The sequence below is a fragment of the Mesorhizobium album genome (assembly GCF_033977205.1).
In the GTDB taxonomy this organism is placed as follows: Bacteria; Pseudomonadota; Alphaproteobacteria; order Rhizobiales; family Rhizobiaceae; genus Mesorhizobium; species Mesorhizobium album.
The window spans coordinates 1-25,094 of the sequence record NZ_JAVIIW010000036.1; the positions used below are offsets into that span (position 1 = coordinate 1).

At 62.4% G+C, this 25,094-nt stretch carries 19 protein-coding genes; 14 read left to right on the top strand and 5 right to left on the bottom strand.

Features of this window, described 5'->3' with window-relative positions:
- The 12 genes from RFN28_RS25085 to RFN28_RS25140 all read left to right on the top strand — a co-directional run.
- Positions 1-2,269, top strand: a 2,269-nt coding sequence (locus tag RFN28_RS25085; protein ID WP_320289864.1) for a hypothetical protein, incomplete at its 5' end; no start/stop codon positions are given.
- 118 nt (positions 2,270-2,387) lie between these two features.
- A complete protein-coding gene (locus RFN28_RS25090) occupies positions 2,388-2,681 on the top strand; it encodes a hypothetical protein (RefSeq protein WP_320289865.1) in 294 nt (97 codons plus the stop codon).
- Between the two features lie 61 nt (positions 2,682-2,742).
- Positions 2,743-3,390: a class I SAM-dependent methyltransferase gene (locus tag RFN28_RS25095; RefSeq protein WP_320289866.1), complete on the top strand. Its 648-nt coding sequence runs from the start codon at positions 2,743-2,745 to the stop codon at positions 3,388-3,390.
- Between the two features lie 464 nt (positions 3,391-3,854).
- On the top strand, positions 3,855-4,520 hold the full coding sequence (locus tag RFN28_RS25100) for a hypothetical protein (protein ID WP_320289867.1): 666 nt from the start codon (positions 3,855-3,857) through the stop codon (positions 4,518-4,520).
- A 7-nt stretch (positions 4,521-4,527) separates the two neighbouring features.
- The gene (locus RFN28_RS25105) at positions 4,528-7,575 is read left to right on the top strand and encodes an OmpA family protein (RefSeq protein WP_320289868.1); all 3,048 of its coding nucleotides are present in this window, start codon (positions 4,528-4,530) and stop codon (positions 7,573-7,575) included.
- Positions 7,576-7,588: 13 nt separating this feature from the next.
- Positions 7,589-8,083 carry a Rab family GTPase gene (locus tag RFN28_RS25110; RefSeq protein WP_320289869.1) on the top strand — a complete coding sequence of 165 codons (495 nt, stop codon included), beginning with the start codon at positions 7,589-7,591 and terminating at the stop codon, positions 8,081-8,083.
- Positions 8,084-8,086: 3 nt separating this feature from the next.
- On the top strand, positions 8,087-9,163 hold the full coding sequence (locus tag RFN28_RS25115; protein WP_320289870.1) for an adenylate/guanylate cyclase domain-containing protein: 1,077 nt from the start codon (positions 8,087-8,089) through the stop codon (positions 9,161-9,163).
- Positions 9,164-9,364: 201 nt separating this feature from the next.
- Positions 9,365-10,417: a LacI family DNA-binding transcriptional regulator gene (locus tag RFN28_RS25120; RefSeq protein ID WP_320289871.1), complete on the top strand. Its 1,053-nt coding sequence runs from the start codon at positions 9,365-9,367 to the stop codon at positions 10,415-10,417.
- A gap of 74 nt (positions 10,418-10,491) precedes the next feature.
- On the top strand, positions 10,492-11,730 hold the full coding sequence (locus RFN28_RS25125) for an ABC transporter substrate-binding protein (protein WP_430678838.1): 1,239 nt from the start codon (positions 10,492-10,494) through the stop codon (positions 11,728-11,730).
- 336 nt (positions 11,731-12,066) lie between these two features.
- On the top strand, positions 12,067-12,993 hold the full coding sequence (locus RFN28_RS25130; protein WP_320289873.1) for a carbohydrate ABC transporter permease: 927 nt from the start codon (positions 12,067-12,069) through the stop codon (positions 12,991-12,993).
- Positions 12,993-13,850: a carbohydrate ABC transporter permease gene (locus RFN28_RS25135; protein ID WP_320289874.1), complete on the top strand. Its 858-nt coding sequence runs from the start codon at positions 12,993-12,995 to the stop codon at positions 13,848-13,850. Before RFN28_RS25130 ends, RFN28_RS25135 begins: the two co-directional genes overlap by 1 nt.
- A gap of 18 nt (positions 13,851-13,868) precedes the next feature.
- Entirely contained in the window at positions 13,869-15,860 is a 1,992-nt protein-coding gene (locus tag RFN28_RS25140; RefSeq protein ID WP_320289875.1) for a glycoside hydrolase family 127 protein, read from the top strand.
- Between the two features lie 64 nt (positions 15,861-15,924).
- On the opposite strand, the gene RFN28_RS25145 is transcribed toward RFN28_RS25140, so the two are convergent.
- The 3 genes from RFN28_RS25145 to RFN28_RS25155 form a co-directional block, all read right to left on the bottom strand.
- Entirely contained in the window at positions 15,925-16,788 is an 864-nt protein-coding gene (locus RFN28_RS25145) for a DUF1194 domain-containing protein (protein ID WP_320289876.1), read from the bottom strand.
- 167 nt (positions 16,789-16,955) lie between these two features.
- Positions 16,956-17,960, bottom strand: coding sequence for an ABC transporter substrate-binding protein (locus RFN28_RS25150; RefSeq protein WP_320289877.1), 1,005 nt, complete (start codon positions 17,958-17,960; stop codon positions 16,956-16,958).
- Positions 17,957-20,548, bottom strand: a complete 2,592-nt coding sequence (locus RFN28_RS25155) for an MFS transporter (protein ID WP_320289878.1) — start codon at positions 20,546-20,548, stop codon at positions 17,957-17,959. The genes RFN28_RS25150 and RFN28_RS25155 overlap by 4 nt, the downstream gene beginning before the upstream one ends.
- Before the next feature lie 425 nt (positions 20,549-20,973).
- Here RFN28_RS25155 and RFN28_RS25160 point away from each other — a divergent pair, with 425 nt between their 5' ends.
- Positions 20,974-22,941: a BTAD domain-containing putative transcriptional regulator gene (locus RFN28_RS25160; protein ID WP_320289879.1), complete on the top strand. Its 1,968-nt coding sequence runs from the start codon at positions 20,974-20,976 to the stop codon at positions 22,939-22,941.
- Positions 22,942-23,041: 100 nt separating this feature from the next.
- Here RFN28_RS25160 and RFN28_RS25165 read toward each other — a convergent pair whose 3' ends face one another.
- On the bottom strand, positions 23,042-23,671 hold the full coding sequence (locus RFN28_RS25165; RefSeq protein WP_320289880.1) for a TetR/AcrR family transcriptional regulator: 630 nt from the start codon (positions 23,669-23,671) through the stop codon (positions 23,042-23,044).
- Positions 23,672-23,747: 76 nt separating this feature from the next.
- Between RFN28_RS25165 and RFN28_RS25170 the strand changes: the two genes are divergently transcribed.
- A complete protein-coding gene (locus RFN28_RS25170) occupies positions 23,748-24,272 on the top strand; it encodes a quercetin 2,3-dioxygenase (RefSeq protein ID WP_320289881.1) in 525 nt (174 codons plus the stop codon).
- 5 nt (positions 24,273-24,277) lie between these two features.
- Here RFN28_RS25170 and RFN28_RS25175 read toward each other — a convergent pair whose 3' ends face one another.
- Positions 24,278-25,075, bottom strand: a complete 798-nt coding sequence (locus RFN28_RS25175) for an endonuclease/exonuclease/phosphatase family protein (protein WP_320289882.1) — start codon at positions 25,073-25,075, stop codon at positions 24,278-24,280.
- Between the last annotated feature and the right edge of the window lie 19 nt (positions 25,076-25,094).

A 25,094-nucleotide genomic window follows, 5' to 3' on the forward strand; every position in this document is an offset into this window, starting at 1 on the left:
GTCGTTCACCGGCCTCGACTACACGGTCGCCGGAGACAAGGTCTACGAGGTCCTGCCGGGCGGCTATGTGCAGACGGTCGGAGCGGCCGGCTACACCATCGACGGCACCTCTGGCCACGACCAGACGGGCCTCGACTTCGCCAACTTCGAGAAGTTCGACATCTCCGGCACCAAGTACACCGACATCACCGGCGACGGCGTCACGGCCGACGACACCCCGCTGGCCGGCGTCACCATCTTCATCGACAAGGACGGCTCCGGCACGCTGACGGCCGGCGACCTGTCGACGACGACGGCGGCCGACGGCACCTGGTCGTTCACCGGCCTCGACTACACGGTCGCCGGAGACAAGGTCTACGAGGTCCTGCCGGGCGGCTATGTGCAGACGGTCGGAGCGGCCGGCTACACCATCGACGGCACCTCGGGCCACGACCAGACCGGGCTCGACTTCGCCAACTTCGAGAAGTTCGACATCTCGGGCACGAAGTACGAGGACCTTACCGGCGACGGCAAGACCGCGGACGACATCGCCTGGTCGCACGGTCCGGTGACGATCTTCATCGACGACGACAACAGCGGCGACCTGAGCGCGGGCGACCGCACGACGACGACCGACGCCAGCGGCAACTGGTCGATCGGCGGGCTGACGCTGGCCGATGTCGGCAAGAGCATCTACGAGGTGGTGCCCGGCGGCTCCGAAGAGACCGGCGTGCTGGTGCAGACCATCGACAACCCCGGCAGCGGCGGCACCGACACCGGCAACGACTTCACCAACTTCCGCAACTTCTCGATCTCGGGCATGAAGTACGAGGACCTGACCGGCGATGGCAAGACCGCGGACGACATCGCCTGGTCGCACGGTCCGGTGACGATCTTCATCGACGACGACAACAGCGGCGACCTGAGCGCGGGCGACCGCACGACGACGACCGACGCCAGCGGCAACTGGTCGATCGGCGGGCTGACGCTGGCCGATGTCGGCAAGAGCATCTACGAGGTCGTGCCCGGCGGCTCCGAAGAGACCGGCGTGCTGGTGCAGACCATCGACAACCCCGGCAGCGGCGGCACCGACACCGGCAACGACTTCACCAACTTCCGCAACTTCTCTGTCTCCGGCACCAAGTACGAGGACCTGACCGGCGACGGCAAGACGGCGGACGACGTCGCCTGGACGCATGGTCCGGTGACGATCTTCATCGACGACGACAACAGCGGCGATCTGAGCTTGGGCGACCGCACGACGACGACCGACGCCAGCGGCAACTGGTCGATCGGCGGGCTGACGCTGGCCGATGTCGGCAAGAGCATCTATGAGGTTGTGCCCGGCGGCTCCGAAGAGACCGGCGTGCTGGTGCAGACCGTCGACAACCCCGGCAGCGGCGGCACCGACACCGGCAACGACTTCACCAACTTCCGCAACTTCTCGGTCTCCGGCACCAAGTACGAGGACCTGACCGGCGACGGCAAGACGGCGGACGACGTCGCCTGGACGCATGGTCCGGTGACGATCTTCATCGACGAGAACGGCAACCACGTGTTTGACGCCGGCGACCTTTCGACGACGACCGACGCCAGCGGCAACTGGTCGATCGGCGGGCTGACGCTGGCCGATGTCGGCAAGAGCATCTACGAGGTGGTGCCGACCGGCTCCCAGCAGACCGGCATTCTCGTGCAGACGGTCGACAATCCAGGCAGCGGCGGCGTTGACACCGGCAACGACTTCACCAACTTCCTGCCACCGCCGGGCCAGGGCTTGACGCCTGGCTTCTGGAAGAACCACATCGATATCTTGAATCAGGAGTTGGGTGAGTTCCATCCGGGCTGGAACTCCAACACCTCCTTTGAGACCATCTTCGGTTTCGTGGACCTGAACAAGATACACGGGACGCCCTCAATCGCGGATGCGTTGGGGGCCAAGGGTGGTGGCGTGAACCACCTCGAACGCTCCTCGGCGGCGGCGTTTCTCTCAGCTGCCGTCACCGCCGTGCCTGACGGCCCCGGCGGTAAACCGGAACTCAATTTCAGTTTCTCCGCGGCGACCAGTTCGAACCCGGCCATCATCTCTATTCTCAATCAGATTGACGCGAACCACGACCACACGCTCCAGCCGGACGAGGTGAGCGCCGCAGTGCGGGACGTCCTTAACGACACCGGCGCCCCAACCTCCAACTTCGGCCTGTCCGGCCAACCGGGGATCGAGGATATCGCCAACGCCTTCGACGCGATGAACAACCAGACTCATCCGGACGCCAGCATCTTCCTCGTTTGACGAGCTGTGCGCAAATCTCGTCCAAACAGTGATCGGGGGCATCTTGCCCCCGATCGTTCCTGCGCGATCAACACCGGTCGCGCGCGATCGAAATCAGGCAAGGGCAAAGAGGGCCGATATGGACCAGCGCGCTGAAAAGATCATCGACCGGCCCGACGCGCCGGAGATTTTTTGCGATGGCGCGCTTGCCATAAGCTTTCGCCAGGACGTGCTGCGCCTTACGCTCTATTCGGATCGCGTCGATGCCGGAGACAGCCAGAACGTCAACCGCGTCGTTGTCGGACAACTGGCGATGCCGCCGGCAGGTTTCGTCGAGCTCTACAACCAGATGACCGCGGCCATGGCGCGACTGACGCAGGCCGGAAAGGTGCACGAGGCCGAAAAGCCTGTGCAACAACCCCTCGTGGAATAAGCAGACGAGGCATCCCGCTCCGCTCTGTAAGAATCCGGGCTCCGGAGGGCACAGCAGGGCAATGTTGGACAACTACGAGGTGGATCGGTTTGGCGTGATCCACCAGATCGACTTCACGCCGATCAAGTACGACAAGCAATATATTTCCTATTACGAGGACCTGAGCGACCGGACCATCAAGCTCGGCTATCAGCGGCTTGGCTGGGTGCTGGGAGTAACCGGCGAGATTCCTCGGTCCGTGCTGGAAATTGGATACGGCACCGGCACATTTATCGAAGCCGCGAAAATAACCGGCGTCGCCGATTGCGCCGGCTGCGATATCGCTGAGTTTCCGCTGCCCACGGGTGTCCGCTTTGTCGATTGGGATGAGGCGCTCGCCAGCTCGTGGGATCTCGTCGCCATGTTCGACGTGCTTGAACACATCCCGGATCTGGGTTTCCTTAGTCGGCTTCAGACCCGGCACCTGGCCGTCGCCGTCCCTTACTGCCGTTGGCGTGAGCTTGGCGCCGACGGCGACGCCTGGTTCCAAACCTGGCGCATGCGCCTCCCCAACGAGCACCTGCACCATTTCGACCGCGACTCGCTGGTGGCGCTGCTCGCGCATAACGGCTTCGACTGCGTGACGCTGAACGGCTTCGAGGACGGCATCAGGCTGCGGCCTGGGGAGGTGGGGCCGAATATTTTGTCGGGATTTTTCAGGAAGGTGTAGGTCAGCGTCAATCCGCACCTGCCAAGGCAGAACCGGGCAGGGGGCCGTCCTCACGCGCGGCGTTCAGCTCCGCGAGCCAATCGGCGCATCGGGCGAGGAAAGATTGGCTCAACGGGGATCGGAACCGGGTGTGCTACGGCATGTGCGCCGATAGATCATCGAATTGCGATGCGTCTAAAGACTTTGAGCGACTTATTTCGTGCATTATCTATAGGTAACGTGTATTACTAAACTCAATAGGATATTGCGCCAAATTGTCAATTAGACTATCTGGTTATTTCCGCTTTCGCGAAGAGGTGCGCGAGAGACGCCAATCAGAACTAGTGCATTCGTTGCTAGTCCAAGAGAGGAACAAGGGAAGCATGAATCGGCTTAAGCCAAGAGGATTCCAGCTTGCGGGCCGGGTATTTGTCTGACATAATTTCGCGTTTCCAAGTTTTACACTGGGCAATTGGGGCATAGTGATGGCTAAGGAATCTTCGACGGCCGCTTCTTCAGCAAGCAAAGCGGAAGCAAATCTGATAGGTAATGCAGAGGGAAACGGGCTGAACTTTATGGCCCCCCAAGCGCGCGAGGGCGGGCCCGGCGGTGACGCTCCAGGTGTCGACAAGATACGCGATCTGCTGTTCGGCAATCAGATGCAGGACTATGATCGCCGCTTCTCCAAACTTGAGGAACGGTTCCTGCAGCGGTTCAAGGATGTCGAATCCGAGGCCAAGCGCAATCTTGAGACCTACGAGTCGAATGCCAAGAAGCAGGTTGACTCGCTGGCGACGCAGTTGCGGAACGAAAAAGATGTGCGAGCCGAGGCCGACAAGGAGATCGACCGCAATCTTCGCGATCAAAATCAGGCGCTTGAAAAGCAGGTGCGCGCTTTGTCTGATCAATTGAGCGAGCTCGAGCGCGAAATAGCGGATCGCATGAACAGAAGCGACCATTTGCTGCGCGAGGAAATCAAGCAAAAGAATGAAAGCGCTCAAATGCTGATGGAGAAGATCTTTTCCGACCTCAGCAACGTCAAGACCGACCGAAATCTTTTGGCCGGCCTGTTTGTCGAGGTCGCGAAATGTCTCAATCAGGATCCCGTCGGCAGCAAGGGCAATTCGGAGCGTGGCTGGAAAGTGAGTTGATCGGAAGTTGGCGTCGAGCGTCGAACCAATCAGCCTTCCTCAAAGCCCAGCTTCGAACGATACCGGGATTGATCGCGAGGCTTTGGCCCGCCTTTTGGTGGAAATTGCCCGGAACGTCGATCCGGACAACCATGCGCTTTACGAAGGCGTGCCAGCCGCCGATCATCGGCTGGAAAAGCTTCGCCAACTGCTCGTCGGCGGCGAAATCTCGGAACTTTCACGCGTTACGCACCTGCTCGACGAACCTGAGCAGCTTGCGGCCGCTGTAGGGAACGTTCTCCCCGACGCGACCGCGCGCGCGTCTCATATGCAACTCGGCGAGGCCCTCGCGCCGGCCGTCGAAAGGGCTGCGCAACGGTCCATCCAGAAGAACCCGCACACACTGACGGATATATTGTATCCGGTGTTTCTGCCGGCCATTCGCAAGTCGATTGGCGAAAAGATTGACCAGACCTTCCAGTCGCTGAATGAATCTTTAAGGCATATATTTACCTGGCATGGCCTCAAGTGGAGATTTGAGGCCTGGAGAACGGGAACAAGCTTCTCCGAAGTCGTTCTCAAGCATTCTCTCGTCTATCGCGTGGAGCATGTCTTTCTCATCAGCCGCAGCTCCGGGCTTTTGATCGCGCATGTAACAGCCGAAAACGCGACCAGCGAAGACCCTCAACTGATTTCCTCGATGCTCAGCGCAATCCAGGATTTTGTGAAGGACTCGTTCAACGAGAAAGAAAACAGCGGCCTGGACACCATCCGGTTCGGAGAGCTTCGCCTCTGGTCGGAAGTCGGACCGTTTGCGACGCTGGTTGCGGTGATCAGGGGAAATCCGCCGGAGGAGTTGCACGACGTAATCCGCGACGTATTGCTTCGCATCCATGATCAGTCCTCGCAGGCTTTGGAGCGCTTCGACGGGGACACCTCGCAGTTGCCCGGCGTAGAGACCCAGTTGCAGACCTGCGTCGAGCTGCAGCATACGGATTCAAAAGAGGGATTCCCGTGGCTGGTGGTGACGGCAGCCCTGCTGATTCTGACTGCGGCAGGCGCCTGGTTCTTTCTTTCCTGGCAAGCCGGGCAGCGCTGGCAGACCTATCTGTCGCGACTGGCGACCCAGCCGGGGATCGTCGTTTCCGAACAAAAAAAACGCGGCGGCCAGTTCTACATTGCCGGCCTGAGAGACCCGCTCGCCGCCGACCCGCAGTCGCTGTTGTCGGGAACGGAGGTCGATCCCGCCCGCGTTCATTCGCAGTGGCAATTCTATCAGAGCCTCGAGCCGGAATTCGTGCTGAAGCGGCTGACGGCGTCGCTGGCGCCGCCGGATTCGGTACAACTCTCGGTCGTCGATGGTCGCATCGTCGCCGAGGGTGAGGCGACCACCACGTGGATCAACCGGGCGCGGGCCGCTGCCCAGCAGCTTTCGGCAGGCGGCCCGGTCTTCGACATCTCCGGGGTCCGCGATGTGAGCGCCGAGGAGCGCTGGCAGGCCTATGTGTCGCGACTGGAGACCCAGCCTGGCATCATCGTCGCCGATCAGAATGTGCGCGACGGCCAATTCTATATTACCGGTCTGAGGGACCCGCTTGCCGCCGACCCGCAGTCGCTGTTGGCCGGAACGCAGGTCGATCCCGCGCGTATTCATGCAAGCTGGCAATTCTACCAGAGTCTTGAGCCGCAGTTCGTGCTGAAGCGGCTGACGGCGTCGCTGGCGCCGCCGGATTCGGTGCGGCTTTCGGTAGTCAATGATCGCATCGTTGCCGCGGGCGAGGCCACCACTGCGTGGATCAACCGGGCGCGGGCCGCCGCCCAGCAGCTTTCAGCCGGCGGCCCGGTCTTCGACATCTCCGGGGTCCGTGATGTGAGCCCAGAGGAGCGCTGGCAGGCCTATGTGTCGCGACTGGAGACGCAGCCCGGCATCATCGTCGCCCAACAGAATGTGCGCGATGGCCAATTCTATATTACCGGCCTGAGAGACCCGCTTGCCGTCGACCCGCAGTCGCTGCTGTCCGGGACGCAGGTCGATCCCGCTCGTGTTCATGCAAGCTGGCGATTCTATCAGAGCCTTGAGCCGGAGTTCGTGTTGAAGCGGCTGACGGCGTCGCTGTATCCGACGGATACAGTGCGACTTTCGATCGTCAACGACCGCATCGTTGCCGAGGGTGAGGCTCCCGACACCTGGATAGATCGGGCGCGCGCAGCGGCACGACAGCTTTCAGTAGGCGGACCGGAGTTCGACATCTCCAAGGTTCGTGATGTGAGCCCCGATGCACGCGCGGCGGAGCATTGGCAGTATTATGTGTCGCGACTTGAGGCCCAACCGGGAATCATCGTTGCTCAACAAACGGCGAGGGGCGGACATTTCTACATTTCCGGTCTGAGAGACCCTCTTGCCGCCGACCCGCAAGCTCTGCTGTCCGGAACGGAGGTTGATCCTGCCCGCGTTCATTCACAGTGGCAATTCTATCAGAGTCTTGATCCGAAGTTCGTGGTGAAGCGGCTGACGGCGTCGCTGTCCCCGCCGAAATCTGTTCGGCTTTCGATCGTCCAGGGTCGCATCGTTGTCGTGGGCGAGGCTCCTGCCGGCTGGATCAGCCGGGCGCAGGCCGCCGCCGACCAACTTTCTGCGGACGGAGTGGTTCTGGATGTCTCGCAGCTGCGCGAGTTGAACCTTGCAGAACTTAATCATTTGCGAGAGGCCATCCAGACGACCGATATTTTCTTCTCTTCCGGTAGAGTTGTCCCGGGACCGGAGCAGACGCCGGTGCTCGACAGATTGGCTGATCAGTTGAAGGAATTCGCCGAAAATGCCCGCAAGGCAGGCGTGACAGCGCGGTTCATGTTGACCGGCCATTCGGACACAACGGGCCGTGAGACGGCCAACGCATCGATCAGCGCCGCCCGCGCCGAGACAGTTCGCGCGCTTCTCAACAAGCGCGGCGTCGCTCCGGAACTGCTGCTGGTTCGGGGCGCCGGCACCTTTGAGCCGGCGGTGCCCGAAAATGAAAATAGTCGAACTGGGAACTCCACCAATCGCCGGGTTTCGGTTACGGTGAACCTGGAGTAGTGCGGAGCCCAGGATGCTGCAAAAAAAGATCTGCATGTTGGGCGGGTTCGCTGTCGGCAAGACGAGCCTGGTGCGCAGGTTTGTCCAAAGCATCTTCTCGGAAAACTACCTGACCACGGTCGGCGTGAAGATCGACAAGAAAAGCGTCGCGTTTCCGGACAAGACAGTGGACCTGATTTTGTGGGATCTGGCCGGCGAAGACGATATCGGTTCATTCCGCGTCAGCTATGTACGAGGCGCGACCGGGCTGGTGCTTGTCGTCGATGGAACCCGGCCCGCTACTCTTGCCGTGGCGCTCACGCTGCGCGAGCGGGCCGAGGCCGAATTCGGCGCCATGCCGTTCGTATTGCTGTTCAACAAATCCGATCTGGCCGATCGGTGGGCGATATCGGATGGTGAGATTGACGAACTGAAGCAACGTGGATGGCAAATCTATCTGACAAGCGCGCTTTCGGGCGAACATGTTGATGATGCGTTTCGTCAGCTTGCTTCGATGGTCGCCAAGTAGACCATGCCCAGAGTGCCGAAAGAAGTCAGAAGCTGGATATACGATTTCTTCTATAATGAGCGCTCTGCCGCATACCTGAAAATTGACGCCCGCCAATACATAGTTGCGAAGGGCGGCAACATTGAACATTACGGGCTCTCGTCGCTTCGCATTGGCAAGCCCGTTGCCGATCAGCTTGAATTCATGGAAGGGCTGCTTCCTTGCGCGGAGCTTCCATATCAAATGCCCATGGTGGAACTGCCTGGCGGGCGTGTCGCGGACCTTCATCTCTTTGGCGACGGCGGCTCGGTGTGGCTGCTCTTTCTCGACGCCACTCCCGAACGCGACAACCAGCAGCGGCTTCAACAGAAGGCTTATGAAATGACGCTGCTGCAGGAGAGGGAGCGTGAACTCAATGCGAAGCTGCAGTCGACGAACGAGGCATTGAGGGAGAGCCAGGAGGGTTTGTCGCGCGAATACCGGCGCGCCGAATCCCTGCTCCTCAACATTCTTCCCGCGTCGATCGCGGAGCGGCTGAAAGCGGACGAGCAAATTGCAGACAACCACGCGGAGGTCAGCGTGCTTTTTGCCGACATCGTCGGCTTTACGGAAAGGGCGCGGAGCGTCGGAGCCACGACGACGCTCGCAATCTTGAATTACTTCTTCAAGGCGGCGGATCTGCTCTCGGAACAACACGGCTGCGAAAAGATCAAGACCATCGGCGATTGTGTCATGGCGGTCGCTGGCCTGCCCACCGCGCGATCCGATCATGCGCAAGCCCTTGCGAACTATGCGCTTGAGCTGCGGGAGGCGGCCAGGCGAGAGCGCTTCGCCGGCGAACCGCTAAGTCTCAGAATTGGAATTCACTCCGGACCGATCGTGGCGGGCGTCATAGGCAAAAGGCGGTTTGTCTATGACCTGTGGGGCGACACCGTCAATCTCGCGGCGCGTATTCAAAAGGCCGCGGAGCCTGATGAAATCCGTATTTCGGATGCAACCCACCAATTGCTCGGACCGGATTTTGCTTGCGACCCGCTCGGGGAAACGGAACTGCGTGGCACCGGTCGTGTACGAATGTGGCGGCTCCCGGCCTGTGACTGATTGCCCCGCCGCAAGGCGACATTGAGGGACAGCCGCCGCCTACTATTGCCCATCCCCCTTGCCAACCCCGCCACCTTCCCCTAGTCTCCCCCTTGAGAAAACCTTTTCCCAAATCGCCCGGCACGTGCTGACCTCACCCGTCATCACCGCGCAGGGCGATAAGAGAAAACCTTTTCCCAGCTCAGGGAATCCGCCGCGCCCATGTCCGCCGACGCCGAGCCAGCGCCAGTTTCCGCCAAGCCGCCGGTCACGCTGCGCGAGGTGGCGGCTGCGGCCGGGGTCAGCGTGGCGACGGCGTCGAAGGCGTTGAACGGGCAGGGGCGGATGACCGCCGAGACGCGCGAGCGCATCCGCGAGACGGCGCGGCTGCTCGGCTTCCGGCCGAACAGCCTGGCGCAGAGCCTTCTTCGTAAGCGGAGCTTTACCGTCGGCCTGCTCACCAACGATACTTATGGCCGCTTCTCGCTGCCGCTGATGGCCGGCGTTTCGGATGCGCTGGTCGACAACGGCGTGTCGGTGTTCCTGTGCAATGTCGAGGACGACACGCGGCTCGGCCAGCTGCATGTCGAGGCCATGCTCGACAAGCGCGTCGACGGCATCATCGCCACCGGAAAACGCATCGACCGCCACCTGCCGGTCGACCTCTCCAACCTGCGCGTGCCCGTCGTCTATGCCTTCACCCAGCCCGATCCCGGCGCAGTCGGCCTCGTCTCCGACGATGCCGGCGGCGCGCGGCTGGCGGTCGAGCATCTCTTGCGGCTCGGGCGTCGCCGCATCGCCCATGTCAGCGGCCCGGAGAGCTTCGCGGTGGTGCATACGCGGGCGCAGGCCTACCGGGACGTGCTCGAAGAGCACGGCTTGCCCGTCGGCGAGCCGCTGCTTGGGCAGTGGTCGGAAGCCTGGGGCCACGATGCGGTGGCAAAGCTGTTCGGCAAGGCGGGCAGGGAAGGGTGGCCGGATGCCGTCTTCTGCGGCAACGACCAGATCGCGCGCGGCGTCATCGACGCGCTGCGCGAACGCGGCATCCGCGTGCCCGACGATGTCGGCGTCATCGGCTTCGACAACTGGGAGATCGTGGCCGAGGCGACGCGACCGCCGCTCACCTCGGTCGACATGAATCTTTCGACGCTCGGCCGCGAGGCCGGGCTTGCTTTGCTTTCGCTCGTGGGCGGCCAGCCGGCCGCGCCGGGCATCAGGAAACTGCCGTGCCGGCTGGTGGTGCGTCAGTCATGCGGCCGTCCGCCGGGCGGCTGAGGCATCGAACGAAACGGCCGCCACGCAACGGCCAAACCGGGAGGAGAACCATGAGGAGGAATATCGTGAAGACCATGTTTGCCAAGCTGGCTTTGGCCGCGGCCGTGATCGGCGGCGGCCTGCAGGCGGCGTCCGCCGAGACCGCCAACATCTGGGTGCGCGCCGACGGCTCGAATTTCATGCCGCGCATCGTCGACGCCTTCAACAAGGCGCATAAGGACCAGATCAAGCTCGACATCATTCCGAACGCCGAGATCATCCCGAAATACGGCGCGGCGGCCGCCGGCGGCACCGCGCCCGATGCGCTATCGCTCGACCTGATCTACACGCCGTCTTTCGCCGCCGCCGGCCAGCTGGAGGACATCACCGACTGGGCGAAATCCTTGCCCTATTTTTCCAGCCTCTCGCCGGCGCATGTGAAGACCGGCACCTATAAGGGCCACATCTACGGCCTGCCGTTCTCGGCCGATAGTTCGGTGCTGATCTGGAACAAGAAGCTGTTCAAGCAGGCAGGCCTCGACCCCGAGAAGGGGCCGAAGACCTGGGCCGAGATCGAGGCCGACGCCGAGAAGGTCAACGCGCTCGGCGGCGACATCAAGGGCTTCTACTTCTCCGGCAATTGCGGCGGCTGCAACATCTTCACCTTCACGCCGCTGATCTGGGCCTCGGGCGGCGACATCCTCTCCGAGGACGGTTCGAAGGCGACGCTGGACAGCCCGCAGCTGCGCGGCGCGATCGACTTTTACCGCTCGATGGTGAAGAAGGGCCTGGTGCCCGAAGGCGCGCAGACCGACACCGGCGCCAACTTCTTCGCCGCCTTCGCCGGCGGCAAGATCGGTATTTCGCCGTCCGGCGCCTTCGCCATCGGCGCGCTGAATACCCAATATCCGGACGTCGACTACGGCATCACCTTCCTGCCAGGCAAGGATGGCGGCTGGTCGTCCTTTGCCGGCGGCGATAATTTCGTCGTCACCAAGGGCACCAAGAAGATCGCCGTGGTTAAGGAGTTCTTGGACTTTGCCTATTCGCTGGAAGGCCAGACCATCCTTGCCAAATACGGCAGCCTGCCGGTGCGCGGCGACATCGCCAAGGACGCGCTGAAGGATCTCGATCCGCGCTACCAGGTGGCGGCCGAAGCGATGGCCAAGGGCCGCACGCCCTACACGGTGGTGTTCAACGACCTGATCAACTCCGCCAACGGCCCGTGGACGCAGATGGTCAACGAGGTGTTCTTCGGCGACGATGTCGACGGCGCTATTTCGAACGCGCAGGAGACCATGCAGTCGATCATCGATCAGGCGCCGAACAAGTAACACCAGGGCCAGCCGGCGGCGGGATCGCGCAACGCCTCGCCGCCAAGGCTCTGACCGGCCGCCCGCCCCGTCTCCCTGGCCGGGCGGCCGGGCACTGCATCGCTGAATGGCAGGGACTGACGCGTTGAGAAAGCTCATTCGCACTAGCATCCAATCAGAGGCGCCGCGAGGTTCGCTCCCCCTTCTCCCCTTGTGGGAGAAGGTGGATCGGCGCGCAGCGCCGAGACGGATGAGGGGTGTTCCAGGGAACACCAGCGTCTCACTCCGCTGGAACACCCCTCATCCGTCGCCTTCGGCGACACCTTCTCCCACAAGGGGAGAAAGGGAGGCCCAGCCATGACCGCCATCACCGCCGCCTCCGCACCCGCCCGCGCCCAAAGACTCGTCGGCGTCAGCCGGCGGCAATGGGTGGGCCTGCTCTATGTCTTGCCGGCCGTCGCCTTCGTCACCGTCTTCTTCGTCATCCCGCTCGGCATGACGGCCTGGATGTCGCTCAACAACTGGCCGCTGATGGGCGAGCATGCCTTCATCGGCCTCGACAATTATTTCGCGATCCTGCGCGATATCCGCTTCTGGAACGCGCTCAAATTCACCACCTATTACACGGTGATCGTCACCATCGCGATCTTCGCCGTCGCCTTTCCGCTGGCGATCTTCATCGAGCGGCCGCGGCCGCTCACCAATCTCTACCGCACCGCCTTCTTCATGCCGGCGGTGGTGGGCTTCGCCTCGGCGAGCCTGCTCTGGTCGTGGCTGCTCAACGTTGACTCGGGCCTGTTCAGCCCCGCCGCCTTCGACCTCGGCCTGACCGAGAAGAAGGTCAATCTGCTGGCCACCTTCCAGCCGGCCTTCTGGTCGATCATCGCCATGGTGGTCTGGAAGGTCGCCGGCTTCACCATGATCATCCTGATGACCGGCCTGCAGTCGATCCCGCAGGACCTGCAGGAGGCCGCCGTCATCGATGGGGCAGGGCCGTTCGCCAGGTTCAGGGCGATCACCCTGCCGCTGATGCGCCGCACGCTGGCGCTGGCGCTGATCCTGTCGGTGGCGGGCTCGATCCTCGCCTTCGACCAGTTCTACATCATCCTGCGCGGCGGCCCGCGCAACCAGACGCTGACGGCGGTCTACTGGATCTTCAACCAGTCTTTCGTGTCGTTCAAACTGGGCTACGGCGCCGCGCTCTCCATGGTGCTGCTGGTCATCCTGGTGGCGCTCAGCCTCATCCAGCTCTGGCTGCTGCGCAAGCCCGAGGGGCTCGACTGATGGCCGAGGCGATGTCGCAGAACCGCAAGGCGGCCTTCCTCTTCGCCAGGCATTCCACCGGCATGATCGCCTCGGTGCTGTTTTTGGCGCCGATCGTGTGGACGGTGCTCTCCACCTTCAAGCCGGCGCAGGAAGCGCGCCAGCCGCCGCTGCCGCCCTGGCCGACCACCGGCTTCTCGGTCGAGAATTACAAGACGCTGAACACCTTCGGCGACGGGCTCTGGGCCTCGGCGCAAAACAGCATCTACGTCTCGGTGATGACGGTGCTGTTGTCGGTGCTGGTAAGCGTGCTCGCCGGCTACGGCTTCTCGCGCTTCCGCTTTCCTTTCCGGGATTTCTTCTTCGTCCTCATCCTATCGACGATCATGATCCCGTTCCAGTCGATCCTGACGCCGATCTTCCTGGTGCTGACGAGGCTCGGCCTCCACAACACGCTGACGGGGCTGGTCTGCGTCTACGTCACGCTGCAGCTGCCCTTCTCGATCTTCATGATGCGCAACGCCTTCGACGCCGTGCCGCGCGAGATCGAGGAGGCCGCGCGGATGGACGGCGCCAACAACGTCACCATGCTGGTCAAGGTGATGCTGCCGCTGGTCTGGCCGGGCGTCGTCACCATCGCGCTGTTTGCCTTCCTCGGCGCCTGGAACGAATTCCTGGCGGCCCTCGTGCTGATGACCGACCAGTCCAAGTTCACCCTGCCGGTGATGATGACCGCGCTCCAGTCCGGCCGCTTCGGCGCCATCGACTGGGGCGCGGTGCAGGCGGGCGTCACGGTGATGATGGTGCCCTGCCTGATCCTGTTCCTGGCGCTGCAGCGCTTCTACATCCGCGGCCTCATGGCCGGGGCCGTCAAATAATTCGAATGGAGTGACGCTATGACCGCACCGCAACCCGCCACGCAGATCGGCACCTTTGCCAAGCCGAAGCTCGCCTTCCGGCCGTTGCCGGTGCCGCAGGTCGATGTCCGCGGCTTCTGGGGCGACCGCGTCGATGCGGTGGCAACCAAGACCGCCGGCATCCTCTACGACCGCTGCGTCGAGGCGCGGATGCTGGAGCAGATCGACCCGGAGCGGCCTTCGCCGGGCGTCGTCATTCCCTTCCATTCGCCGTCGCCGGACGAGGCGGACACCCAGGGCGCCGAGTTCACCGGCTCGACGGTAACCACCCAGATGTTCTGGGACTCCGACTGGGGCAAGACCATCGAGACCGCGGCCTATTCGCTCTACCGGCGCCGCAACCCGGATCTCGAAAAGAAGATCGACGCCGTCATCGACATGTACGGCAAGCTGCAGCAGGAGGACGGCTACCTGTCGAGTTGGTACCAGCGCATCCAGCCCAGCCTGCGCTGGACCAATCTGCGCGACTGCCATGAGCTCTACTGCGCCGGTCATCTGATCGAGGGCGCGGTCGCTTACTTTCAGGCGACGGGAAAACGCAAGTTGCTCGACATCATGAGCCGCTACGCCGACCACATCGCCGACACCTTCGGACCGGAGCCCGGCAAGCGGAAGGGCTATTGCGGCCATGAGGAGATCGAGCTGGCGCTGGTCAAGCTCGCCCGCGTCACCGGCAACGGCAAATATATGAAGCTGGCAAAATACTTCATCGACCAGCGTGGCCAGCAGCCGCATTATTTCGACGAGGAGGCGCGCGCGCGCGGTGCCGACCCGAAGGCCTATCATTTCAAGACCTACGAGTACAACCAGTCGCATAAGCCGGTGCGCGAGCAGGACAAGGTCGTTGGTCACGCGGTCAGGGCGATGTATCTCTATTCCGGCATGGCTGACATCGCGACCGAATATGGCGACGACACGCTGAAGGTCGCGCTCGAGCGGCTCTGGGACGATCTCACGACGAAAAGCCTCTACGTCACAGGAGGCATCGGGCCGTCGGCGCACAACGAGGGCTTTACCAGCGACTACGACCTGCCGAACGAGACCGCCTATGCCGAGACCTGCGCCTCGGTCGGTCTGGTGTTCTGGGCAAGCCGCATGCTCGGCATGGGCCCGAACGCCCGCTATGCCGACATGATGGAGCGCGCGCTCTACAACGGCTCGATCTCGGGCCTGTCGCTCGACGGCTCGCTGTTCTTCTACGAGAATCCGCTGGAAAGCCGGGGCGGCCACCACCGCTGGAAGTGGCACCGCTGCCCCTGCTGCCCGCCCAATGTCGGCCGCATGGTGGCCTCCATCGGCAGCTATTTCTACGGCCTCGCCGACGATGCGCTGGCCGTGCATCTCCACGGCGACTCGACGGCCCGCTTCGAGATCGCCGGCCGGTCGGTCAGCCTGGTCCAGACCAGCAACTATCCATGGGAGGGCGCAGTCGCGATCGATATCGAGGCCGAGACGCCGGTGGAGTTTACGCTTTGCCTGCGCATACCCGCCTGGTGCCGCAACGCGGCGCTGCAAGTGAACGGCAAGTTGGTCGATCTCGATGCGGTGACAAGCGACGGCTATGCCGCGATCCGGCGCGAATGGCGCCAGGGCGACCGGGTCGAGCTCGACCTCGAAATGTCGATGTCCAGGCTCTTCGCCAACCCGCAGGTGCGCCAGGATATCGGCCGCGTGGCGCTGGCCCGCGGCCCGCTGATCTACTGCGTCGAGGAGACCGACAATGGCGGCGGGCTGCACCGCATCGCCCTGCCGCGCGAGGCCAAATTGGAGGCGCATGAAGAACCGAACCTGCTCGGCGGCATCGTCACACTCTCGGCGATCGGCAGCCGGGCCGAGGCGGAGCACTGGGGCAGCGATCTCTACCGTACCGAGCCGCCGGCGACCGAGGAGACGAAGCTCAAGGCGGTTCCCTATTTCGCCTGGGACAATCGCGATCCCGGCGAGATGCTGGTGTGGCTGAGGGAAGGGTAGGGCGGCCGGCGCCCGCATCCGCATCGGGCGCGGCGGCATGCTGATTAAAAACGCGACCGCAGGCCTATTGAATGCCCGTTGCCGAAATGAGCGCGTTCACGTTCATGCTGACTTCCGTCACCAGCTTGCGGCGCAGCGCCGTGATGTAGTCGCGCGGTCCCGTCGGTGACATCACGAAGGCCTGGGAGCCGCCGATGACGGACTGCGCAAAATAGGACGCAAGCGGCTGCCTGGGGTCCTCGTCCGCCGGTGGAATGACGATCGCATTGATCGTGTATCCCCTGGCAATGGCATTCACCCTGCTGGGTTGGACGGGAAGCCCGTCGTTGTTCTCGCCATTGGAAGAGATGTCGATCACCTTCTTCATCGCATTGCCCGGGAACTGGTCGAGCAGAAGGCTTCCGACATCGATGGCAGCCGAAACCGATGTTCCGCTTCTGCCTCGACGAAGATATCCGGTGTCGCCTTTGCTTCTGATCACCGCCGCCGCTGCCTTGGCGTCTTCCAGGCCGCAGATGCGGGTCCACGGCAGCACGGTGTGTGAGTGGCCGGGACTCGACCATTCGAAATAGGCCACGCCGATGCAGCCAATGTAATTCTGGGAGATAGCGCGGATGATCTCGGGCGAGGTGAGCGCTGCGGCATGGCCCTCACGCTGTAGATCGGCGATCTTGGGGTCGATCGAGGAGGAGAAGTCGACGGCGAAGACGACCGCGACGTCGACATTCATCTTTGCGGCACCGACGTCGGCGGCATGCACGGTCGGTCCCCAGAGTGCCGCGGCCGCGAGCGTCGCCAGCCGCAGCAACGAGTGGGCGCGCTTTCCGGCTTGCCGGTCCGGCGACGCAGGAAGTCTGTCGCGCGCCTGTGCGCGACAGAAGGCGGCGTCCGCAAGCAGGAACAGCAAGTTGGCTCTGAGCTTCGACATTCGCTGTACTCCGGGCGGAAACCCATGACAGGTTTCAGACACAACTAATTCAGCGAAATCTAACTGATCTACCGTCACGGCAGCGCTTGGAGGCGGGCCCCCGGAAGTTCCACAGCGTTAGTTTTGAGTTAGAATTTGGAGAAGGAGGCAGGCAATTCCTCCCAAAGCTACTCCACCTTCTCCACAAATTGCAGGAACTCGACCGGCGGAAACAGGTTGAGCTGCTTGGCAACTTTCATGTTCACCAGATAGGCAAACTTGTCGATAGCTACGACCGGCATGTCGCCGGGCTTGGCGTTTTCCGTCAGGATCTTGGCCACTTGGTCTCCCGCAAGCTTGCCAACGTCATAGTCGCGGGCAGCCACCGACATCAGCGCTTGGGACTCGCTGACCATATGCTCATACGGACTGAGCACTGGCAGGCCGTTAGCCACGGCAGCCTTGGTGAAGGCGTCGGCGTTCTTCTCCAGGAACGTGCTTGAACCCAGATAGACGAACTGCACGCCGGCACGTTTCAACTGGGCGGCGGCGTCAGGAAGCTTGGCGGGATCCGGTGTGCCGTCGGGGAGTGTCTGGAGCGGCAAGGCGTCGAAAGCGAACTTCATTTTCTGCGACAACGCCGTCAGTTCTTCCATCTTTTTCACGGAGTTGGGCTCGCTGCGATCGAACAGGAGACCCAGATGGTCGAAGCTCGGCAGGTAGCGCTTGATGCTCTTGATATTGACGCTTTCGGGGACCCTGTTTCGGGTGCCGGTCACATTGGCGCGGCCGGTTTTGTCGTAGCTCTCGATGATGCCCGCCCCGACCGGGTCGGCCACGACAGTGAACACCACTGGGATGTCGTTGAGAAGTTCGGGATTCTGCCGGTCCTTCAACGTGCCGACCATGCCGAGTGTGGTCTTTGTGCCCCAGGTGACCACGACGTCGGCCTTGCGCTGGCGTGCGTCCGTGATGAAGCCGGGCAGCTTGCCCTTGTCCTGTGCCGCATCGTCAACGATGAAGCTGACATCGACTTTCTTTTCCGCGAGCGAATCCTTCAGGCCTTTGCAGACATCCTCGCAGCCAAGCCAGGTGATCATCACGACAGTCTTCTTCGCCGCTTCCGCCCGAGGCGGGAGAACGACGCAAGCAGCCAAAACGGCCCCGATCAACATGCGATTTGCGAATTTCATGCTTTCCTCCCGTCGATGATCGGCAAGCCGAGGCTCGCCACGTGGTGGATGAAATACGTGCCAACGCCGGCCAGGACCAAAACGGCGATGAGGCCCATTCCGGCGGAGTAGCCAAACCTTCCTGCGACGCCGGCAATGACGATCAGGCCCGCCACGCTGCCGAGTCGCTCCATGACCCTTACCGTGCCGAGGAGTCTTTCCGAGCCGATATGGGCCAGCCGACCTTCCGCCAATTCCAGCACCGTGGCCGTCCGCGGCCCGGTCACCAGCCCGTAGCCGAGACCGGTTCCGATTGCGGCAGTTACCATGGTCCAGCCGGTGGTAACCGCCGCCGCCGCGAGCAGCGTCACTCCGCCAAGCAGCGCTCCGGCTATGGTGATCATCACAGCCGGGACCTTGTCCGCCGGCAGCCGTCCGTAAAGCGACCCCGACAGGATGACCATGAGAAAATAGATCATCATCATCCGTCCGGTATCGGCTGCGGAGGCGCCCAGTGCATTCATCTGCAGCGACAGCAGGTACGAGATGAAGACCTGATCGAGGATCGTCTGGGGCAGGATGATGCCAAACAGCAGTGTCGCGAATTTCCCGTCAGCCATCGTTCCAAGCAACTGCCCCAGGCTGGCGCGGTCGCCCGTTTTGACCGTCGCCGAAACGTGGCTGGCTGCGGGCAGCATCTGGGTGATCATGGCAGCCGAAGTCAGGATCAAAGCTGCGCAGACCAGGAATACACTTCGCTCGCCCAGGCGGTCGGCCATCACGCCGCCCAATGCAGTTCCGGCATAAAAGCCGCCAAACAGTGCCACATGGAACAGGCCGAGCGCCTGGCCGCGTTGCTCCTTTGGGGCAGCGTCGATGACGTAGTCTTGGCAGGAGAGCGAAGCAAAGGCATAACCGATGCCGCTGAGAACACTGAAAAAGATGATTTCCACTACGTTGCTGGAAATAAAGTAGCCGATGTTGGCGAGAGCCGCTGGGATCGCGGCAAACAGGAACAGACTGCGGTGGCCAAAGCGCTTGGATAGCGGTCGCGCGTAGGGTGAACCGGCAACGATGGCGATGAGATAGGCGGCCAGCGGTAAGCTGATGACGATGCCTGGATTGAGCCAGGTCAACGGGTTGTCAGCGTCGCGGACATAAAGCGAAAAGAACGACAGCGAAAAGGAGTCGGCCGCTGCGATCAGGAAGAGGGGAAGCCGCACATCGCTGAGGCTGCAGAACCTCATGATCAACGGCCTGCCGGCCGGGATGACGAGACCTGGTTCCAGTTGCAGCGCGCGGTTGCCATCGGGCAGTCCACGAACGGCCGCCATCATTGCCCCAAGCCGCTCCGCCCTCAAAGAAAGGGCTTGGCCCAGCCGATCGACGGCGCTGATCCCGTGTGCCAGTATGCTGCGGGAGAAATCACCGGCCGCCTGTAGCTTCAGAATATAGTCGAGGCGGTTCAGCGGTCCGGCCAGCGAGTGGTTGGTCATGACCGAGACCAGCTCGACCGCCAAAAGAATTGTGACCAGAGTTACGACCAGGAGGTCGAGAACCACATCCCGGAACTCGCGCGACAGGTAGCCGGCATTCTTGATGACGACGAGTTTGGCGATCGCCTTGCCGTCGACGACGATCGGTACCACGGTCCCGGTCTCAAGCATCGTAGGCGTCGGGGGCCCATCGCCCACCTCCAGGATAGGGCGGTTGGTGACAAGCGCGAAGTTGGAGATTTCGGGAAAGTCGTGAAGCAGGGATATGAAGAAATCCCGTCCCCCAACCATCATGTCGAGCGACACGCCGGCCTTGAGCGTGCGGGCGATGGCGTCATTGGCTATGGTGCCGATAAGCTTTGTACGTCTTTCAAGTTCGGGGGCGAAGGATTGATCTATGCTCCGGTAGGCGAGGGCGCCGAGCGACACGGTTACCCCCAATACCAGGGCGGCAATGAGCAGCGTGAGCCGCCGCGATACTGCAATAGCCATGGGGCAGTCAGGAACCGAGATCACGTCAGCGCTCTGCACGCCTGCCGGTGGACTGCCTGCGCGGTCGGCTGGCATCAGCGCCGTAAGGTTCGCCAGTGCCATGCGGTATTTTGCGGTGCCGGCGACAAGCGCGGTGTGAAAATCGGCAAAATCGCGGGCCGCCACTATGGTGTCATCTTCGGCGTGGCTGGCGATATCGTCGAGGGTTCGAACGGTCGCACGCAGCCGGTAGCGCAACGCAACGTAGGCCAGTGCCGAGAATGCGGCCAGGAGCGCCACCGCCGACATCCGAATCTGCGAACTGATCAGGCTATTGTGCGTGCGCAATTCCTCCGTCGGGTAAATGACTGCTAACGCACCTGACGGTTCACCGCTCTCGTCCAGTATGCTCGCGCCGCTGACCAATGCGGCTGCTGTCTCAAGATCCCACATGCCATTTGAGCCCTCTTCCATGGCGCGCCCCATTTGCCGTGCGGTGAATGGAATGGGTTCGTCCGACACTGACCAGACGACCTTGCCCGATGGATCGAGCAACACGATGTTGGAAATGGCTGGGTCTGTCTGAGAGGCCCGGTTCAGCAGGTCCTCTGCATTGCGTATCGTAGCGATCGGCAGACCCAACTCCGAGACTGACCTGAAAGGGGCGGCGGTTGCCGCTGCGATGACCGAAAGGCGCTGTCGCAGAAGCTGCGAATAGACAGCCTCATTCTGTAATTTGACAAGTACAGACAAGGTAGTAATAACAATAGCTAGCACAATAGTTAGAGAAAGCCAGATTCGCGTAATTAGAGTCATGGTTGTTGTGTGCCGTAGAATTACCAACGTCGATTCTATTTAAGGATATAATTGGGTAATTCATATGTAGTAGGAGCTCTCCGAAATTTGGCCGAACGATCGACGGCTCCGGCTGCATACCACTACGCTAGGCCCTCCATGGCAGTTCTATAGTTGATCCGCCGTCACGACAGCGCTTGAACGCGCGGTCTTACCGTTTGCGAAGCGTTAGTTTTGAGTTAGGATTCCGTCAGGCTGGGGCCCGTTAAGCCATGGTAAGTTGGGACGGCGTCGCCGTCGGCAATATCTCGCTATTCGGCGGATTCCAGATTGAAAAGGAAGCCGGCGGTCCGGTTTGGCTGACCGGAAAGCGAGGTGCGGCGATCATCGCTTATCTGGCCCGCTGCCCGGGTATGGCGGCGCCAAGGGAGCGGCTGGCCGACCTGCTGTGGGGCGATAGCGACAGCGAACACTCGCGCAACAGTCTGCGGCAAACGCTCAGTGTCCTGCGCCGGGATCTGTCGCGAGCGGGCATGGATATCATCCATTCCCACCAGGAGCTGATTGGCATCAGGCCGAATGCGGTGCGGGTCGATGTGGAGGACTTCGAAGCCGGCCTGTCGGCCGCCCGGTCCGCGTCGGAGCTCGAGACCACTCTGGCGCTTTACACGGGGCCGTTTCTCGACGGCTTTTACCTCGGGAGCAATGCTTTCGACGATTGGGCGGCATTGGAACGCGAAAGGTTGCTGAGCCGCGCGCTTCAGTCGTTGGAAAAGCTCGCCCGCCTCGTGGACGCTGAAAGCGGGCTGGTCGTGTCGGATCGAATTCTGGCCATGGAGCCGACGCGGGAAGAATCCTACCGGCTGAAGATGGAACTGCTCATTGCCCGCGGTCAGCGAGACAAGGCCCTGCGAACGTTCGAAGCCTGCAGAAGCATCCTGAAGAAGGAATTCGGCGTCGATGTCAGCCCGGAAACACGAGCGCTTTGGCAATCCCTCTCGGCTGCCGATATTCCATCTACCAAGCAACCGGCAAACGGCGTCCCTGCCAGCCAGCGCCTGGGGCGCCCATCCATCAGCGTCGCCGACTTCGTCAATCTGACGGGAGAGCGAGGCGATGACTTTTTCGCCAAGGGTCTGGTCCATGACATCACAACGGCGCTCTCGGAGGTAGCCGACTATGTCGTGCTTTCGGGCCTTCCGCCCTTCGAGAAAAACGCTGAGGAGAGTGCCGTGCGTGCGCGCTATACGCTCAGCGGCAGCATCCAGAGATCCGGAGACGAACTGAGGGTAAACATCCAGCTGGTCGACGCCGCCGGTGGCCACAATGTCTGGGCTCAGAAATTCGACGGCCACTCGGAAAATGCGCTCGAGTTCCAGGACAGGATCGCGCAGTCGGTTGTGCTGGCGGTGAGCCTCGAACTTCAACTGACCAATTGGAAGGTTCGCGACAAGAGCCCGCCGGGCGCCCCCGAAGTGCGCAGATTGGTGAATGAAGCTCTGATGAAGTATTTCGAGATGACCCGGGATTCGCTCTTGGTGTCGAAGGAACTTGCCGAGAAAGCCCTTTTGATTGCGCCCGAAAATGCGCGGGCAAAACGTACGCTCTCCATCGCGACGACCATGGGGCTGGCATTCGGCGCGCTGCCTGCCAAGCAGGAGCACGTCGACAATGCCCTGCGCCTGGCCGAAGACTCGGTAAGGGCAGTCCCTGACGATGAAATCGCTCGTTGCATCCTGTCGTTTGCGTATTTGCATGATGGCCGGATCGACGAGGCGATCGTTGAATGCCGCCACGCCGTCAGCCTCAATCCAAGCTATCCCAGCGGCCACGGCGATCTTGGCGAGCTCTATGGCCTGCGCGGCCAGGTGAGCGAGGCGCTGCGCGAGGCCAATGAGGCTATCCGGCTCGGCGCGCATGATGTCATCGACTTCTGGCGTCATCATGGTTTGGCTGTGGCGCATTTCGCCGGCGGCGACGACCGTAGGGCGCTCGAAGTCGCCCGCAAGGTGGTCAGGACAAAGCCGGGTTTCGTCCGCGGCGCCCTTTATTGGGCGGCCGCTGCTTCAGCGACCGGCAACAATGAAGAAGCCTCACGCGCCGTCCATCATTGCCTGTCACAGCTTCCACATCTCAACCTGGGCAATGTCTGTCCCGGCTTTATGCCGCGCTATGTGCGGGATGATCATCACTTCCGGTTCCTGGAAATGCTGGCGAAAGCCGGTCTTCCGAGTTCCTAAAGCGCGTCGCGATCTTTCAGATTCGCTCCATGCGCTTTAGGTTTTTGATTTTACGCATGTCTTTATCCCGAGACCGGTTCCCACTTTCGGGAGACATGCCTTAGCCCCGTGATGCCGGGGCGCCGGCATCGCGCTCGTCCTCGAGCGCGGCCCGCACCAGCGCATTCGCCGCCCACACCGACAGGGCCTCGCCCTCCGCCGCGTTGAGGCCGCAGACATCGCGTTGGACGATCAACGCCTCCCAGCCGATCACCATGGCAAGCGCCCGGACGAGCTGGTTCCAGCGGTCCGGGGTCAGCCGGTCCCGCAACGGCGACAACGCCTGCTCGATCCATTCGATCCGGCGATAGCCGCGGCGCTGGATGCCCTCCGCTGGCGGCTCTCCATCGACCGTAAGCCTGATCAACGAGCGGCCGAGCTTTTCGATCTCCGGACTGACGTGGTGCAGCGCGCGGACCAGATGCTCCACGCGCGCTTCGCCGTCATCGCTCGCCTGCTCGATGGCGCGATCGACCGAAGCCTGACTGAGCGCGCCGACGGTCGCATCGAGCAGCAGCTGATCGAAGCTCGGGAAGTAGAGATAGACGGTTCGCCGCGAAACGTCGGCGGCGGCCGCCACGTCGTTCACGGTCGGCGTCTCGCCGCGGGCGAGCAACGCGATCGCGGCATCGACGATCGCCTTGCGGGTGCGCCGCTTCTGCGCGGTGCGGGAGTGTGGATTGACATTCATGCAAGCTGAGTATACCGAAGTGCATTAATTGCACAAGAGTGCAATATAGCAGCAGACACCTTGAAAGGGGGCTTTCATGACAATCTCCAGCCATACCGCCGACGACGCACGTTTCCTGGGACCGGATGAGGGGGAGGCGATCTGGTTCCTGCGAAACCGCATGACGGTGAAGGCGACCGAGGCCAGCACCGGAGGCGGCTTCGGCCTGCTGGAATCCCTGATTGCGCCGGGCTTCTCGCCGCCGCTGCACGTCCATCACCGCGAGGACGAGTCCTTCTATGTGCTCGAAGGGGAATTGACGATGAAATGCGGCGATCGCACCTTCCGGGCCACCGCGGGCTCATTCGTGTTCCTGCCGAGAAACGTCCCCCACACTTTCGTGGTCGAAGGCGACAAGCCGGCGCGGATGCTGACCCTGCTGACGCCGGGCGGCGGCGAGGGCGTCTTCATCGACGGCGGCCGGCCGGCGGAGGCGGAAGGATTGCCGCCGGCGACGCCGCCCGACATCGAGGCTCTCAAGCGCGTGAGCGCCCGCTATGAGGCCGAAATCGTCGGGCCGCCGATGGCGCCGACGGCCAGCCATGTGGCGGCCGGCGCCTAGCTCCGCTACAGATGCACGTAAGCCGTGAGCGGCAGGTGATCGGAGGCGACACGCGACAGCGGCGTGTCATGCGCTTCCACCGCCGAGACCATGCCGTGCCGGTTGCCCATGATCCGGTCGAGCGCCAGCACCGGCAGGCCCGATGGGAAGGTGGGCACCGCCGGCGGCGGGCCGAAGGTCGTGTGCAGCGTGCTCAGCGCCGAACGGTTGCCCAGCCGCCATTCGTTGAGGTCGCCGAGCAGAAGCGTCGGCCTTTCATCGGCGCTGCTCATGATGTCGAGCACGACGCGGGCCTGTTCCGAGCGCGAACGGCGCAGGAGGCCGAGATGGGCAGCGATCACGCGCAGCGCCCGTGTCTCGTCGAGATCGATCTCGGCGACCAGTGCCCCGCGCGGCTCCAGGCCGGGCAGCTTGATCTGGTGTACGTCGCGCACCGTGCCGCGCTTGAACAGAAGCACGTTGCCGCGCCAGCCATGCGCCTTGCCGTTTCCGCTGACAGGCACCGGCACCAGCCCGGTTTCGATTTCGAGATGGTTGAGGTCGAGCAGCCCGGCGCGGTCGCCGAAACGGTTGTCGGCCTCCTGCAGCGCAATCACGTCGGGGCTGATTTCGCGGATGACACGCGCGGTCCTTTCGGGGTCGAATTTCCGGTCGGTGCCGATGCATTTATGGACGTTGTAGGAGGCGACCACCATCTCGGCGCCCTCGACCGGCTTGCGCGGCGTCGACATGGCCTTGCGTGCATTTCTGCCGCGGATCGACAGGAGCACGGTCTCCGGAAGGCTGCGTCCGTTTCTCTCCATTGCTCTGATGCTCGTCTTC

Bases quoted from the DNA above. Each gene is read 5' to 3' on its own strand.
- RFN28_RS25165 (WP_320289880.1), bottom strand. From the start codon at position 23,671: ATGAATGTCAATCCACACTCCCGCACCGCGCAGAAGCGGCGCACCCGC.
- RFN28_RS25135 (WP_320289874.1), top strand. From the start codon at position 12,993: ATGGCCGAGGCGATGTCGCAGAACCGCAAGGCGGCCTTCCTCTTCGCC.
- RFN28_RS25115 (WP_320289870.1), top strand. From the start codon at position 8,087: ATGCCCAGAGTGCCGAAAGAAGTCAGAAGCTGGATATACGATTTCTTC.
- RFN28_RS25130 (WP_320289873.1), top strand. From the start codon at position 12,067: ATGACCGCCATCACCGCCGCCTCCGCACCCGCCCGCGCCCAAAGACTC.
- RFN28_RS25170 (WP_320289881.1), top strand. From the start codon at position 23,748: ATGACAATCTCCAGCCATACCGCCGACGACGCACGTTTCCTGGGACCG.
- RFN28_RS25095 (WP_320289866.1), top strand. From the start codon at position 2,743: ATGTTGGACAACTACGAGGTGGATCGGTTTGGCGTGATCCACCAGATC.
- RFN28_RS25140 (WP_320289875.1), top strand. From the start codon at position 13,869: ATGACCGCACCGCAACCCGCCACGCAGATCGGCACCTTTGCCAAGCCG.
- RFN28_RS25125 (WP_430678838.1), top strand. From the start codon at position 10,492: ATGTTTGCCAAGCTGGCTTTGGCCGCGGCCGTGATCGGCGGCGGCCTG.
- RFN28_RS25110 (WP_320289869.1), top strand. From the start codon at position 7,589: ATGCTGCAAAAAAAGATCTGCATGTTGGGCGGGTTCGCTGTCGGCAAG.
- RFN28_RS25150 (WP_320289877.1), bottom strand. From the start codon at position 17,960: ATGAAATTCGCAAATCGCATGTTGATCGGGGCCGTTTTGGCTGCTTGC.
- RFN28_RS25175 (WP_320289882.1), bottom strand. From the start codon at position 25,075: ATGGAGAGAAACGGACGCAGCCTTCCGGAGACCGTGCTCCTGTCGATC.
- RFN28_RS25090 (WP_320289865.1), top strand. From the start codon at position 2,388: ATGGACCAGCGCGCTGAAAAGATCATCGACCGGCCCGACGCGCCGGAG.
- RFN28_RS25160 (WP_320289879.1), top strand. From the start codon at position 20,974: ATGGTAAGTTGGGACGGCGTCGCCGTCGGCAATATCTCGCTATTCGGC.
- RFN28_RS25100 (WP_320289867.1), top strand. From the start codon at position 3,855: ATGGCTAAGGAATCTTCGACGGCCGCTTCTTCAGCAAGCAAAGCGGAA.
- RFN28_RS25145 (WP_320289876.1), bottom strand. From the start codon at position 16,788: ATGTCGAAGCTCAGAGCCAACTTGCTGTTCCTGCTTGCGGACGCCGCC.
- RFN28_RS25120 (WP_320289871.1), top strand. From the start codon at position 9,365: ATGTCCGCCGACGCCGAGCCAGCGCCAGTTTCCGCCAAGCCGCCGGTC.